Origin of the sequence: Pseudomonas sp. GD04158, assembly GCF_029834875.1 — a bacterium.
GTDB lineage: Bacteria > Pseudomonadota > Gammaproteobacteria > Pseudomonadales > Pseudomonadaceae > Aquipseudomonas > Aquipseudomonas hydrolytica.
This window is the reverse complement of the sequence record NZ_JAODYT010000010.1, coordinates 13,864-27,129: the sequence shown is the minus strand read 5'-3', so window position 1 is coordinate 27,129 and position 13,266 is coordinate 13,864. Positions and strand designations below refer to the sequence as shown.

The following is a 13,266-nucleotide window of genomic DNA, read 5'->3' as shown; positions in this document are numbered from 1 at the left end:
GAAATGTCGTCCCGTTATTTCGACTTTCGTCTGGCGCTCGGCATACCGCTGCTGCTCATGGCGCTGCTGCTGGCGTTCGATCCCAGTCCGGTGGATTTCGCCCTGGCGCGGCTGTTCTACGAACCCGGACAAGGTTTCATCGGGCGTAGCAGCTTCTGGCTCGAGGACATCCTGCATGACCGCGCCAAGCAGGCGCTGATCCTGCTCGGTGTGCTGGCTATCGCAGGCTTTGCGCTCAGCCTGCTGCCCACGCGACTACGCCACTGGCGCCGACAGCTTGGCTATCTGGTGCTGGCGCTGGGGCTGTCGACTTCGCTGGTCACCCCGTTGAAAACGCTCACCGGCATGCACTGTCCCTGGAGCCTGAGCGAGTTCGGCGGCCAGGAGCAATTCACGCCGCTGCTGGCCGAGCGCGCACCGACCGCCAATCCCGGCCGCTGCTGGCCGGGCGGTCACGCCTCGGCGGGGTTCTCGCTGCTGGCACTGTTCTTCGTCCTGCGTGACCGCAGACCGCGGATGGCACGTATTGCGCTGGTGGCGGCACTTGGGCTCGGCTCGCTGTTTTCCCTGGGGCGCATGCTGCAAGGGGCGCACTTTCTCTCGCACAACCTGTGGACGCTGCTGATCGATTGGACAATCTGCGTGCTGACCTACCGCTGGCTGCTCTATCGCCAACCTGTCGAACAGCCATCGCGCAACTCGCTTGAATGGGGAGAAACCTGCCGATGAACAGATTTCTACAGGGCCTGCGTCTGGCGTTGGCCTCGCTGGTGTTTTTGGGCGCGCTGTTGGCGCTGCCGTTGAGCATGGCCTGGGCTGCCACTACTGCGCCGGTACCCGGGCAGAGCACGCGTCCGGTCAACTGGGCGCAACCGCTGGACAGCCGCATCAATCTCTATCGCATGGCGCCTGATCTCTATCGCAGCGCCTTGCCGAGTGCCGGGGACTTGCCACAGCTGCAGGCCCTGGGCATCGCCACGGTGATCAACTTCTATCAGCGCGGCGATGAGCAGTGGCTGAAGGATCCCAAGGTTGTTCAGGTGCATCTGCCGCTGCGTACCGACCGTATCGACGATGCCGACGTCATCGAAGTGCTACGCAGCATTCGCCAGGCGCAAAGCCGTGGCCGCGTTCTGATTCACTGCAAGCACGGGCAGAATCGTACGGGGCTCATTGCCGCCATGTACCGGGTGATCTACCAGAACTGGAGCAAGGAGCAGGCGCTGGCGGAAATGCGTGGCGGTGGCTTTGGTGGCCAGGAGCGCATGGACGACGCCGAGCGTTACCTGCGCGAGTCCGACATACCGACGTTGCGTTCGGCCTTGGCTAATGGCGCCTGCAGCACCAGCCCCTGGGCGCTGTGCGCGCTCAAGGATCGTCTACTGGGCTCGGTCGAAGGCGCATGAAGCCATGCGCCTCGCACGCTTGCTGATCTGCGCTTTTGCGCTACTGAACCTGTTCGGTTGCCAAAGCCTTCGCGAGCAAATGTTGGCGGTGAATTATCCGCCGGCCTTCGTCGAGGGCTTCGAGGCCGGTTGCAGCAGCGGGCGCTCGGTGGCGGGACCACTGGGCCAGTTCGACAAGAACGTGCCGCGCTATATGTCAGAGCCGCTGTATGCCCAGGGCTGGGAGGACGGTTTCCGCCAGTGTCAGGGTGGGCAGCGCCTCGATGACTGGCAGGCTCGTCAGAGGGACCACTGGCGCGATGAAGAGTGGCGCCATCATGTCGGGCAGGCGATGGCCAAGGCACTACGTCGTTAGTATGTTCCTTTCTGCGATAGGTAATACGGAACCAGCACCGCACCGAGGCTGATGGACTCTGCTCAGAGTGGACTCCGTATCCACCTTCTCCGCTTGCGATCACGCTCTGTCCTGTAGACGCTGCGCGCGTCGCACCAAATCCTGATTTGCCGCCCTGGATCTTCTGGTATCGCTTGAGGATTCACCCGCCACTCGCCGTTTCTCTCAACTTCTCGTTAATTCTAATCAAGGCGATTTTGTCGCACTTTCTTATCTCGTATTCCTGAACGAGACGTATATGGACGCTTGCGCGCATCCGAACGCGCCTACCTGGAAGAACGTTCGCAAGTGCTTGAGCCAGCTCAGCGAGGTGATTTTGACGCGGCGTTGCAGCGCTTCCATACGGGGGCTTTGAATCGGCATTCCGACGATATATCGACGGCACTCGTCGAACTGACCGAAATCAACCGCAAGGGCGTCGACCAGGCCTCGGCCGAAATCGAAGGGGCCAATGTCAGTGCCCGCAACGGCATCTTCATTGCGGTAGCGTTGGCCATCCTTACCACCATCGGCCTGGCCGTGCTGCTGACGCGCAGTATCGTCGGCCCGCTGAACGAGGCGGTGCGGGTGGCCGAGGTGGTGGCGGGTGGAGACCTCACCCAGGAGATCCATATCGACGGCACCGACGAGCCTGCGCGTTTGCTGACTGCCCTGAAAAGCATGCAGCAGAGCTTGCGTACCACCATTCAGAGCATTTCCGACTCGTCCAATCAGCTGGCTTCCGCCTCCGAAGAGCTGCACGCGGTGACCGAGGATTCGACTCGCGGCCTGCATCAGCAGAACACCGAGATCGAACAGGCCGCAACGGCGGTCAACCAGATGACCGCGGCGGTTGAGGAAGTGGCGCGCAACGCCGTCAGCACCTCCGAGGCATCGCGCGAATCCAATGCCACGGCCCTGCAGGGGCGCGAGCAGGTGCGTCAGACCGTCAGCTCGATCAGCCAGCTGGCCGATGATGTCAACGGCACGGCAGGGGAGGTCGAGCAACTGGCCAACCGCGTGCGCGAGATCAGCAAGGTGCTCGACGTGATCCGCTCCATCGCCGAGCAGACCAATCTGCTGGCACTCAACGCCGCCATCGAGGCGGCTCGTGCCGGCGACGCGGGACGTGGCTTTGCCGTGGTGGCGGATGAGGTGCGGGCCCTGGCCCACCGTACCCAGCAGTCCACGCAGGAGATCGAGCAGATGATCGGCGCCATCCAGAGCGGTACCGATCAGGCCGTCGGCTCCATGCAGAGCAGCAACAGCCGGGCTCGCTCCACGCTGGAGGTGGCGCAGGCGGCCGGTTCGGCGCTGGAGCTGATCACCCAGGCGATTGCCTCGATCAACGAGCGCAACCTGGTGATAGCCAGCGCGTCGGAGGAACAGGCACAGGTGGCGCGCGAGGTGGATCGCAATCTGATGAACATTCGCGATCTGTCGCTGCAGACCTCGGCTGGTGCCAATCAGACCAGCGCAGCCAGCCAGGAGCTGTCGCGTCTGGCCGTGGACCTGAACAATCTGGTGGCACGCTTCAAGGTATGACGACGCGTGGAGGGCCGCATATGGTGCGGCCTTGATCGGCAAATGAAAACGGCGCCCGAAGGCGCCGTTCTCGTTACTGCGGCGTAGCGATCACTTGCCGGTCCAGCGCTTGAGCACCAGGGTGGCGTTGGTGCCGCCGAAGCCGAAGCTGTTGCTCATCACGGTGTCGAGCTTGGCGTTCTCCACGGTCTTGAGCTGGATCGGCAGATCGGCGACGTCCGGGTCGACTTCGTCGATGTTGGCCGAGGCGGCGATGAAGTTGCCTTCCATCATCAGCATGCAGTAGATCGCTTCCTGCACGCCGGCAGCGCCCAGGCTGTGGCCGGAGAGGCTCTTGGTCGAGCTGATGGCCGGCATCTTGTCGCCGAACACTTCACGTACCGCGCGGCTCTCGGCAACGTCGCCGACCGGGGTGGAGGTGCCGTGGGTGTTGAGGTAGTCGATCGGCGTGTCGACGGTGGCCAGGGCCTGCTGCATGCAGCGCACCGCACCTTCGCCGCTCGGCGCGACCATGTCGTAGCCATCGCTGGTGGCGCCGTAGCCGACGATTTCAGCGTAGATCTTGGCGCCGCGGGCCAGGGCGTGCTCCAGCTCCTCGACCACCACCATGCCGCCGCCACCGGCGATGACGAAACCGTCACGCTTGGCGTCGTAGGCGCGCGAGGCCTTGTCCGGGGTTTCGTTGTACTGGGTGGAGAGGGCGCCCATGGCATCGAACAGGAAGCTCTGGCTCCAGTGTTCTTCTTCACCGCCGCCGGCGAAGACCATGTCCTGCTTGCCCATCTGGATCTGCTCCATGGCGTGGCCGATGCAATGAGCACTGGTGGCGCAGGCCGAGGAGATCGAGTAGTTCACGCCCTTGATCTTGAACGGCGTGGCCAGGCAGGCGGACACGGTGCTGCCCATGGTACGCGGTACGCGGTACGGGCCGACACGCTTGACGCCTTTCTCGCGCAGGGTATCGAGGGCTTCCATCTGGTTGAAGGTGGAGGCGCCGCCGCTGCCGGCGATCAGGCCGGTGCGCGGGTTGGAAACCTGCTCTTCGCTGAGGCCGGCATCCTTGATCGCCTGCTCCATGGACAGGTAGGCAAAGGCGGCGGCGTCGCCCATGAAACGGTAGACCTTGCGGTCGATCAGCTCTTCCAGGTTCAGGTCGACCGAGCCGGAGACCTGGCTGCGCAGGCCCATCTCGGCATAGGACGGGTTGAAGCGGATGCCCGACTTGCCGGCGCGCAGGCTGGCGGCTACGGCTTCTTTGTCAGTGCCCAGGCAGGAAACGATGCCCAGACCGGTGATCACTACACGACGCATGTGCAAGTCCTTCAGAAACTGTCGGTGGAGGTGAACAGGCCCACGCGCAGGCCTTCGGCGCTATAGATCTCGCGGCCGTCGACGCTGACGCTGCCGTCGGCGATGCCGAGGATCAGCGAGCGGTTGATGGTGCGCTTGATGTGGATGTTGTAGGTGACCTTCTTGGCGGTCGGCAGGACCTGGCCGAAGAATTTCACCTCACCGCTGCCCAGGGCGCGGCCGCGGCCCGGGTTGCCCTGCCAGCCGAGGTAGAAACCGACCAGCTGCCACATGGCGTCGAGGCCGAGGCAGCCGGGCATGACCGGGTCGCCTTCGAAATGGCAGCCGAAGAACCACAGGTCCGGATTGATATCGAGCTCAGCGACGATTTCGCCCTTGCCGTGCTTGCCGCCGGTCTCGCTGATGTGAACGATGCGATCGATCATCAGCATGTTCGGGGCGGGCAGTTGCGCGTTCCCCGGACCGAACAGTTCGCCGCGGCTGCAGGCGAGCAGGTCTTCCCGGGTGTAGGCGTTTTGTCTTGTCATGCGAGCTCCTCAATTGTCCCCACGCTTCTAAGGCTGGGCGAATCGTCCTGGCCGGCCACACCTGGGTAGGCGTCTGCCGGCAGCCTAGTCATAGACTGTTGCGTTGTGGTGAAAGTCACAGCGCAGTGAGTACAGTTGTACTCTGCTGTACTGGCATTGTCACAGCCACAGCAGTTTCTCCTTGTAACCCTGCACCGTCACGGAAGCCACTCGCCTATGGTCGGGCTGGCAGCCAGCGCTCCAGGATGCGTTGCAGGTCTGCTCTTTTGAATGGTTTGGCCAGGTAATCGTTCATTCCCGCCGCCAGGCAGGCCTCCCGGTCGCCCTGCAGGGCATTGGCGGTGAGGGCGATGATGGGTATCTGCTGGCCGCCGGCCTGCTGGCGGATGCGCCGCGTCGCTTCATAGCCGTCCATCAGCGGCAGGCGGCAATCCATGAGAATGGCTGCATAGGCATGCTGGGCGACGCTCTGCAGCGCCTGCTGGCCGTCGCCGACCAGGCTGACCTGATAGCCCAGGCTGCGCAACATGGCCTCGATCACGGTCTGGTTGACCGGGTTGTCCTCCACCAGCAGCACGGCCTGGCCGTCACCGCTGGCGGGGGCGGGGTGGGCGCCGCTCTGCACCTGTCTGCTTTGCTCGCAGAACGGTAGCGGAATCTCCAGGGTGAACACCGAGCCCTTGCCCAGCTGGCTTTCCGCCTGCAGGGTGCCCCCCATGCGTTCGGCCAGCGTGCGAGCGATGGGCAGGCCGAGACCGGTGCCGCCATAGCGACGCGAAATCGAGGTGTCGGCCTGCTGGAAGGCGTCGAACATGTGCTCCAGGCGCTCGGCATCGATGCCGATGCCGCTGTCGTGCACGGCGCAGGTGAACCACAGCACCTGGTCGTCCAGTGGTTGCCAGCGGGTCTCGACGCGAATCTGTCCTTCCTCGGTGAACTTCAGCGCATTGCCGATCAGGTTGACCAGGATCTGGCGGATGCGGGTGGGGTCGCCGCGCACTTCGAGCTGCTGCAGGCCCGGCTGGGTTTCCAGCAGCAGTTGCAGGCCCCGCTGCTGGGCGCTGTGCTGGAACACCTGCACCGAGCCCTGCAGCAGCTCCAGCAGGTTGAAGGGGATGGCTTCGAGCTCCAGCGCGCCGCGTTCAATGCGCGAGAAGTCGAGGATGTCGTTGATAACCTTGAGCAGATGCTCGGTGGATTCGGTGGCCAGGGCGGCGTACTCGGTCTGCTCGTCGTTGAGGCTGGTGGTTTCCAGCAACTGCAGCATGCCCAGCACGCCGTTCATCGGTGTGCGCAGTTCGTGGCTCATCATCGCCAGAAAGTCGGACTTGGCACGGTTGGCCTGTTCCGATTCCTCGCGGGCCTGGATCAGTTCGGCAATCGCCTGTTGCTGCTCGCGGCCGCTCTGCTCCAGGGCGCAGGCGAGGTTGTTGATATGCCGGGCGAGATCGGTCAGCTCGTCGTTGCCGCGTTCGATCAGCGAGGGCCGGTAATCGCCGCTCTGGATGCGCTCCAGCGCCTGGCCCATGGCGCTCAGGGGCTGCGCCAGGCGCCGGGCCAGGCGTCTGGCGAGAAGAAAGGTCAGCAGCAGGGCGAACAGCGACAGAACCCCGGCCTTGAGCAGGATTTCCTGCTGGCGGGTGCTGAAGGTGTCATTGGATATGCCTACGATCACCCGACCCAGGTAGCCGTCGCCGAGTGACCTGCCCGGCGGCAATGGCCATTCACGGCCTGGCGGACCTTGCAAGTGAATCGGTGCCTGAAATACCTCCACCTGCGCTGTGCTGTGCCCCTGCTCCTTGGGGCGTTCGACGTAGACCAGGATGTTGTCGTCGCGGTCGCGCACCTCGGCAAAGCGCACGTCGGGAGTGCTCAAGGTGGCCCGTAGCAGGTTTTCCAGGGTGTTCAGATTGTCATTGAGCACGCCGTACTGGGTGGCGGGCGCGAGCTGGTTGGCAATCAATTGACCGGTATGACCCTGTTCCAGGCGCAGATCCTGCAGGCGGGTGAAGGTGAGAAAACCGGTCAGCAGCAGCGTCAGCAGCAGGGCGGGGCCCACGCTGATCAACTGGGTGCGGGTGTGAATGTTCCAGCCGCGACGCTGGTTCATGGTTGTACCGTCCCTGGAAAGTGGCGCTACTGCCTGGCGAGAGGCGCAGGGCGGGGGCAAGGGGCTGCCTGTGGGCACGAATCGTCCTTGGCAATTGACGTCAGGCTGGCATGTTAACCGACCCGCCATTGTTTGCCAGCTTCCGGCGCTTGCAGTCTGCGGTAATTCGCGTTTGCCGTCCGGCACGCTGAACTTTTGCCCTGGCCGGTCACTCTCGGCTCCGTATAATGCCTGCAGACCGCCATCGCGCATGGCTTCATTCGGAAGAGATATGACAGAGCTCCAACCCATTGCCGTACTCGGCGGCGGCAGCTTCGGCACCGCCCTGGCCAATCTGCTGGCGGAAAACGGCCAGCGCGTCCTGCAATGGATGCGCGACCCCGAGCAGGCCGAGCAGATGCGCCGCAGTGGCGAGAATCCGCGCTACCTCAAGGGCGTCAAGCTGCATCCGGGCATCGAGCCGACCAGCGACCTTGGCGCCGCGCTGCAGCAGGCCGAGCTGGTTTTTGTCGCGCTGCCGTCCAGCGCGTTGCGCGATGCCTTGCAGCCGGTGGCGGCGCAGCTGTCCGGCAAGATGCTGGTCAGCACCACCAAGGGCATCGAAGCCAGGACCTTCAAGCTGATGAGCGAGATTCTCGAGGAGATCGCTCCCGATGCCCGCATTGGTGTGCTGTCCGGGCCGAACCTGGCCAAGGAGGTGGCCGACCATGCGCTGACCGCCACGGTGATCGCCAGCGAGGACGAAGAGCTGTGCCTGTGTGTCCAGCAGGCGCTGCATGGGCGAACCTTCCGCGTCTATGCCAGTGCCGACCGCTTTGGCGTCGAGCTCGGCGGCGCGCTGAAGAATGTCTACGCCATCATGTCCGGCATGGCCGCGGCGCTCGGCATGGGCGAGAACACCAAGAGCATGCTGATCACCCGTGCGCTGGCGGAGATGACCCGCTTCGCCGTCAAGCTGGGCGCCAACCCCATGACCTTCCTCGGCCTGGCCGGCGTGGGCGATCTGATCGTTACCTGTTCTTCGCCGAAAAGCCGCAACTATCAGGTCGGCTTCGCCCTGGGCGAGGGGCTGAGCCTGGACGAGGCGGTGCAACGCCTCGGCGAGGTCGCCGAAGGGGTCAATACTCTGAAGGTCCTCAAGGCGCGTGCCGAGGAACTGGAGGTGTACATGCCGCTGGTCGCGGGGCTGCATGCCGTGCTGTTCGAGGGGCGTACGCTGGCTCAGGTGATCGAGCTGCTGATGCGCGGCGAGCCCAAGACCGATGTCGATTTCATCCCCACAGCCGGTTTCTGAACCGGCAGCCAATCAAGGAGAGTGAGTCATGAGCGATGAAAAGCGGGAACTGGAACGCGAGTCGATTCTGCTGCGCATTCTGTGGATGGTGATCTTCGTCATCGTCTGGCAGCTGGCCGAGCTGCTGCTCGGTGCCGTGGTTCTGCTGCAGCTGGGCTACCGCCTGTTCTACGGCGCACCGAATGCCGGTCTGCTGGGCTTTGGCGACAGCCTCAGCCAGTACCTGGCGCAGATCGGTCGTTTCGGTACCTTCAACACCGATGAAAAACCCTGGCCGTTCGCCGACTGGCCGATGCCTCGCGCTCCGGAAGGCGAGGCCGCGCACAGCGTTCCCCCGGCGCCGCATCCGGTGCGTGACGAGGAGCCGAAGCTGTGAGGCTTTGGCTGCTGCGTCACGGCCAGGCCGAGCCGCAGGCAGCCAGCGACGCGGCGCGCGAGCTCACTGCCCATGGCCGCGAGGAGGTGCGCCAGGCCGCCGCCCAGTTGGCCGGGCGCCCCCTCACGGCGATTCTTGCCAGCCCCTACGTACGCGCTCAGCAAACCGCCGAACTGGTGCGGGGCGCGCTGGGCTTTGCCGGCAAGGTGGGCACCGTGGCCTGGCTGACGCCGGACAGCGACCCGCGCGAAGTGCTCAAGTACCTCGACGAGCGTGCCGGTGCCGAGGTGCTGCTGGTCAGCCATCAACCCCTGATCGGCGCCCTCGGTGGTTTGCTGGTGCACGGTCACCGCCAGGATCCGTTGCCGATGCGCACCGCCAGCCTGGCCGAGCTGGAGGGTGACATACCCGCCGCCGGGCTGATGGAGCTGCTGGCGTTGATTCATCCGCGCTGAGCGCGCTGCCTGCGGCTTTGGCCGGAAAACCGGGCTGCCGAGGAAACATTTCTTAACTTGCACCTCCCCTGTCTGCGTGGAATAGTCGACCAAGCAAGTGCTTGGTCGATTCCTACAAAAACAACAAAGGAGGAAGCCCTGTGGCTGATGCAATCCGTTTGCCGCTCGAGCTGTTCTACGAACGTGAAGCAAGGCACCCGAACAAACGCTACATGGTGCAACCCCTGGGCGGCGGAAAGCTGCTGGAGCTGAGCTGGGGCGATGTGGGGGAGCAGGCGCGCCGAGCCGCCAACTGGCTGCGTAGCCGCGAATTGCCGCAGGGCAGCCGTATCGCCATCGTCTCGAAGAACTGCGCGCACTGGATCATCGCCGACCTGGCGATCTGGATGGCCGGCCACGTATCGGTGCCGCTCTATCCCAACCTGACCGCCGACTCCATGCGGCAGGTGCTGGAGCATTCCGAGGCGGCGCTGGCATTCATCGGCAAGCTCGACGACTGGCAGGCCATGGCCCCGGGGCTGCCACAAGGGCTGCCGACCGTCAGCCTGCCGCTGCATCCTCAGGGCCAGTTCGACTTCAGCTGGGACGATCTGCAGCGCTGCGCGCCGATCCAGGACGACCCCAAGCCCGCGGCCGATCAGCTGGCCACCATCATCTACACCTCCGGCACCACCGGTGCGCCGAAAGGGGTGATGCACAACTTCTCCAACTTCGGCTTCGCCGCCAGCAACGCCATCGCGCTGTTCGGCGTGGGCGAGGATGACCGCCTGATCTCGTATCTGCCGTTGTGCCACGTGGCCGAGCGCATGTTCGTCGAGCTGGCGTCGCTGTATGCCGGGCAGACGATCTTTTTCGCCGAAAGCCTGGACACCTTCCTCGACGACCTCAAGCGTGCCCGGCCGACGGTCATGTTCGGCGTGCCGCGGATCTGGACCAAGTTCCAGATGGGGGTGTACGGCAAGATGCCGGCGCACAAGCTCGACCGTCTGCTCAAGCTGCCGATCATCGGCCGCATCGTCGGGCGCAAGGTGCTGGCCGGCCTCGGGCTGGACGCCATTCGCTATGCGCTGTCCGGCGCCGCCCCGGTGCCCGAGGCGTTGCTTAACTGGTACCGGCGCCTGGGCATGGAGATCCAGGAGGTCTATGGCATGACCGAGAACTGCGGTTACTCCCATGTCTGCCGGCCCGGCAAGTTCAAGCAGGGCTGGATCGGCCAGAACAACCCCGGTGTCGAGGTGCGTATCGCCGAGGATGGCGAGGTGCAGGTGCGCAGTGGCGCCACCATGCAGGGCTACTACAAGGACCCGGTCAAGACCGCCGAGGCGCTGACCGCCGACGGCTTCCTGCGCACCGGCGACAAGGGCGAGCAGGACGCCGAAGGCAATCTGCGTCTGACCGGACGGATCAAGGAAATCTTCAAGACCAGCAAGGGCAAGTACGTGGCGCCGGCGCCGATCGAGAACCGCATCGGCGAGCATTCGCGCATCGAGCAGGTCTGCGTGGTGGGCGACGGCTTGCCCCAGCCGATCGCGCTGTGCGTGCTGTCCGACGTGGGGCGCCAGGAAGCGGCCAACGACGGTCGTGCCGAGCTGGAGAGCAGCCTCAAGGCGCTGGTGGAGCAGGTCAATGACCGCCTCGATCATCATGAGCGTCTGCAGGGGCTGGTGCTGGTCCGCGAGGTCTGGGCGGTGGAAAATGGCTTTCTCACACCCACGCTGAAGATCAAGCGCGCCGTGATCGAAGGTACCTACGGCGAGCGTTTCGCCGAATGGCAGCAGCGCAGCGAAGTGGTGCTCTGGCACGATTGAGCAGCGCCGGGCCGGCGCCGCCGGCCCTGTTTTCCCTCCGCACAAGGAAAGGTCCATGGCTCTCTGGCAACGAACTCCCGACATCGAGGCGCTCAACGCCACCCTCAGAAACAGCATCGGCGAGGTGCTGGACATCCGTTTCGAAACCTTCGACGACCAGTCGCTCAGCGCCAGCATGGTGGTCGATGCGCGTACCCACCAACCCTATGGCCTGCTGCATGGCGGCGCCTCGGTGGTGCTGGCGGAAACGCTGGGCTCCACCGCCAGCTACCTGTGCATCGACAGCAGCCGCTTCTATTGCGTGGGCCTCGAGGTCAACGCCAACCACCTGCGCGGCCTGCGCAGCGGGCGTGTGCATGCGGTGGCGCGGCCCGTGCACCTGGGCCGTACCACCCATGTCTGGGACATCCGCCTCAGTGGCGATGACGGCAAGCCCAGCTGCATCTCGCGCCTGACCATGGCCATAGTGCCGCTGGGCGAGCAGCCGCCGAAGCTTTGAGTTTCTGCCTGCAATTTCATCCAAGATTTGCCCGGTTCATGGCGCTACAGTAGGCGCCATGGACCAGATCACTCACATCCAGAGCAGCCTGCCCGGCGTTCGTCTGATCGACGCGCAGTACAGCCGCTTCGCCTTTCCCCGGCACTTTCACCTGGAGTACCACGTCGGCCTGCTGATCCAGGGGCAGCATCGCTACGCCTATGGCGGCGAGCGTCGGCATGTCGGGGCAGGGGACGTGCTGCTGATGGCGCCGGAAGGGATTCATGACGGCGCCTGCCTGGAGGGGCAGAGCTATCGCATCCGGGTGATGGCCTTCGATCCCTTCTGGCTGGACGAGGCCAGTCGTACCCTGAGTGACGGGCGTCAGGGGGCACCGAGACTGACCTGCAGCAGTTTGCGCCATCCCGCGCTGTCGCAGCATCTGCAGCGTTTTCATGCGGCGATGTTGGGCGGGTCACGTCTGGCGCAGGAAGAGTCTCTCTGGCAGGCGCTGGCCCATCTGCTGGAGATGGGCTCGACCTTGCGCGTCAGCGAGGCGGATCGGGTCTTCGACCCGCGCACCTGGCAGCGCCTGCGCGACTGGCTGGAAAGCCGTCTGGACGCTCCGCCCTCGCTGGAGGAGATCGCCACCTTCTGCGCCATGAGCCCCTGGCAGGCATTGCGCCGCTTCCGCCAGCACACCGGCTTGCCGCCGCATCAGTGGCTCACCCAGCTGCGCCTGCAGCGAGCGTTGCCGCTGGTGCTGGCAGGGGAGCCCCTGAGCGAGATCGCACTGCGCCTGGGGTTCTATGACCAGGCGCATTTCTCCCGGCTGTTCCGCCGCACCTACGGTCTGCCTCCGGCGCGCCTGCGCCAGGGCTGATTCAGCCGCACATCCCTCTTATCCATTTCCTGGAGATCACCATGCAGGAGACGTCCGTCTTGCTGTCGCTGGCTGCCGTGTTCGCGGTGGCCCTTATCAGCCCCGGCCCCGATGTGGCGCTGGTGGTGCGAACCGCCCTGCATCAGGGCCAGCGTGCGGGTCTGCTCAGCGCCCTGGGGCTGGCCTGCGGCATTCTTCTGCATGGCACGCTGGTGCTCAGCGGCGTGGCCTTGCTGCTCAGCCGTACCCAGTGGCTGTTCGATCTGGTGCAGGTCGGCGGCGCGCTCTATCTGGGCTGGCTGGGTGTCGGCGCGGTGCGGGCCTGGTGGCGGGGCAGTGCCGGCCCCAGGCGTCTGGATGGCGAACTGGCGCCGTCGCTGTTCGGTCCCTGGTTGCGCGGCGTATTCACCAATCTGGGCAACCCCAAGGCGCTGGTGTTCTTCCTCGCCCTGCTCAGCAGCCTGGTGCCGGCCGACATGTCGCTGCCCGGCAAGGTGGCCTGCGCCGCGCTGCTGTTCGTCCTGAGCCTGTTCTGGTTCAGCCTGCTGGGGCTGACCCTGAGTCGGCCGCTGATGCGTCAGCGCCTGCTGCAGGTGGCGCCGACCATCGACTTCGTCTGCGGCATGGTGTTTCTGCTGGTGGCGCTGAGCATCGTCGGCAGGCTTCTGTTATAGCCCTGACCATTGCGCCGCCATCAATG

Annotated in this window: 13 protein-coding genes and 1 pseudogene; 11 read left to right on the top strand and 3 right to left on the bottom strand. The window is 64.7% G+C overall.

Annotated features, from left to right (window positions below):
- Positions 1-3 precede the first annotated feature (3 nt).
- The 4 genes and pseudogenes from N7333_RS06320 to N7333_RS06305 form a co-directional block, all read left to right on the top strand.
- Positions 4-729, top strand: a complete 726-nt coding sequence (locus N7333_RS06320; RefSeq protein ID WP_279858596.1) for a phosphatase PAP2 family protein — start codon at positions 4-6, stop codon at positions 727-729.
- Positions 726-1,406 carry a dual specificity protein phosphatase family protein gene (locus N7333_RS06315; protein WP_148118034.1) on the top strand — a complete coding sequence of 227 codons (681 nt, stop codon included), beginning with the start codon at positions 726-728 and terminating at the stop codon, positions 1,404-1,406. Before N7333_RS06320 ends, N7333_RS06315 begins: the two co-directional genes overlap by 4 nt.
- Before the next feature lie 4 nt (positions 1,407-1,410).
- A complete protein-coding gene (locus tag N7333_RS06310; protein ID WP_279858595.1) occupies positions 1,411-1,761 on the top strand; it encodes a hypothetical protein in 351 nt (116 codons plus the stop codon).
- Between the two features lie 264 nt (positions 1,762-2,025).
- Positions 2,026-3,324 (top strand): annotated as a pseudogene (locus N7333_RS06305) (methyl-accepting chemotaxis protein); the annotation flags it as partial.
- 90 nt (positions 3,325-3,414) lie between these two features.
- Here the strand turns inward: N7333_RS06305 and fabB are convergent.
- The 3 genes from fabB to N7333_RS06290 all read right to left on the bottom strand — a co-directional run bounded on the left by fabB (position 3,415) and on the right by N7333_RS06290 (position 7,272).
- Positions 3,415-4,635 carry a beta-ketoacyl-ACP synthase I gene (gene fabB / locus N7333_RS06300; RefSeq protein WP_096826585.1) on the bottom strand — a complete coding sequence of 407 codons (1,221 nt, stop codon included), beginning with the start codon at positions 4,633-4,635 and terminating at the stop codon, positions 3,415-3,417.
- 11 nt (positions 4,636-4,646) lie between these two features.
- Positions 4,647-5,162 carry a 3-hydroxyacyl-[acyl-carrier-protein] dehydratase FabA gene (gene fabA, locus N7333_RS06295; RefSeq protein ID WP_148118036.1) on the bottom strand — a complete coding sequence of 172 codons (516 nt, stop codon included), beginning with the start codon at positions 5,160-5,162 and terminating at the stop codon, positions 4,647-4,649.
- A gap of 214 nt (positions 5,163-5,376) precedes the next feature.
- On the bottom strand, positions 5,377-7,272 hold the full coding sequence (locus N7333_RS06290) for an ATP-binding protein (protein WP_279858593.1): 1,896 nt from the start codon (positions 7,270-7,272) through the stop codon (positions 5,377-5,379).
- 271 nt (positions 7,273-7,543) lie between these two features.
- Here N7333_RS06290 and N7333_RS06285 point away from each other — a divergent pair, with 271 nt between their 5' ends.
- The 7 genes from N7333_RS06285 to N7333_RS06255 all read left to right on the top strand — a co-directional run bounded on the left by N7333_RS06285 (position 7,544) and on the right by N7333_RS06255 (position 13,240).
- Positions 7,544-8,566: an NAD(P)H-dependent glycerol-3-phosphate dehydrogenase gene (locus N7333_RS06285; RefSeq protein WP_279858592.1), complete on the top strand. Its 1,023-nt coding sequence runs from the start codon at positions 7,544-7,546 to the stop codon at positions 8,564-8,566.
- 28 nt (positions 8,567-8,594) lie between these two features.
- Positions 8,595-8,942, top strand: coding sequence for a DUF4389 domain-containing protein (locus N7333_RS06280; RefSeq protein ID WP_279858591.1), 348 nt, complete (start codon positions 8,595-8,597; stop codon positions 8,940-8,942).
- Entirely contained in the window at positions 8,939-9,397 is a 459-nt protein-coding gene (gene sixA / locus N7333_RS06275) for a phosphohistidine phosphatase SixA (protein ID WP_279858589.1), read from the top strand. The genes N7333_RS06280 and sixA overlap by 4 nt, the downstream gene beginning before the upstream one ends.
- 140 nt (positions 9,398-9,537) lie before the next feature.
- On the top strand, positions 9,538-11,205 hold the full coding sequence (locus N7333_RS06270; RefSeq protein ID WP_012018762.1) for an AMP-binding protein: 1,668 nt from the start codon (positions 9,538-9,540) through the stop codon (positions 11,203-11,205).
- Positions 11,206-11,260: 55 nt separating this feature from the next.
- Positions 11,261-11,704: a hotdog fold thioesterase gene (locus N7333_RS06265; protein ID WP_003240781.1), complete on the top strand. Its 444-nt coding sequence runs from the start codon at positions 11,261-11,263 to the stop codon at positions 11,702-11,704.
- A 58-nt stretch (positions 11,705-11,762) separates the two neighbouring features.
- On the top strand, positions 11,763-12,566 hold the full coding sequence (locus tag N7333_RS06260; RefSeq protein WP_129483615.1) for an AraC family transcriptional regulator: 804 nt from the start codon (positions 11,763-11,765) through the stop codon (positions 12,564-12,566).
- A 41-nt stretch (positions 12,567-12,607) separates the two neighbouring features.
- Positions 12,608-13,240 carry a LysE family transporter gene (locus N7333_RS06255; RefSeq protein ID WP_129483614.1) on the top strand — a complete coding sequence of 211 codons (633 nt, stop codon included), beginning with the start codon at positions 12,608-12,610 and terminating at the stop codon, positions 13,238-13,240.
- Positions 13,241-13,266: the final 26 nt, after the last annotated feature.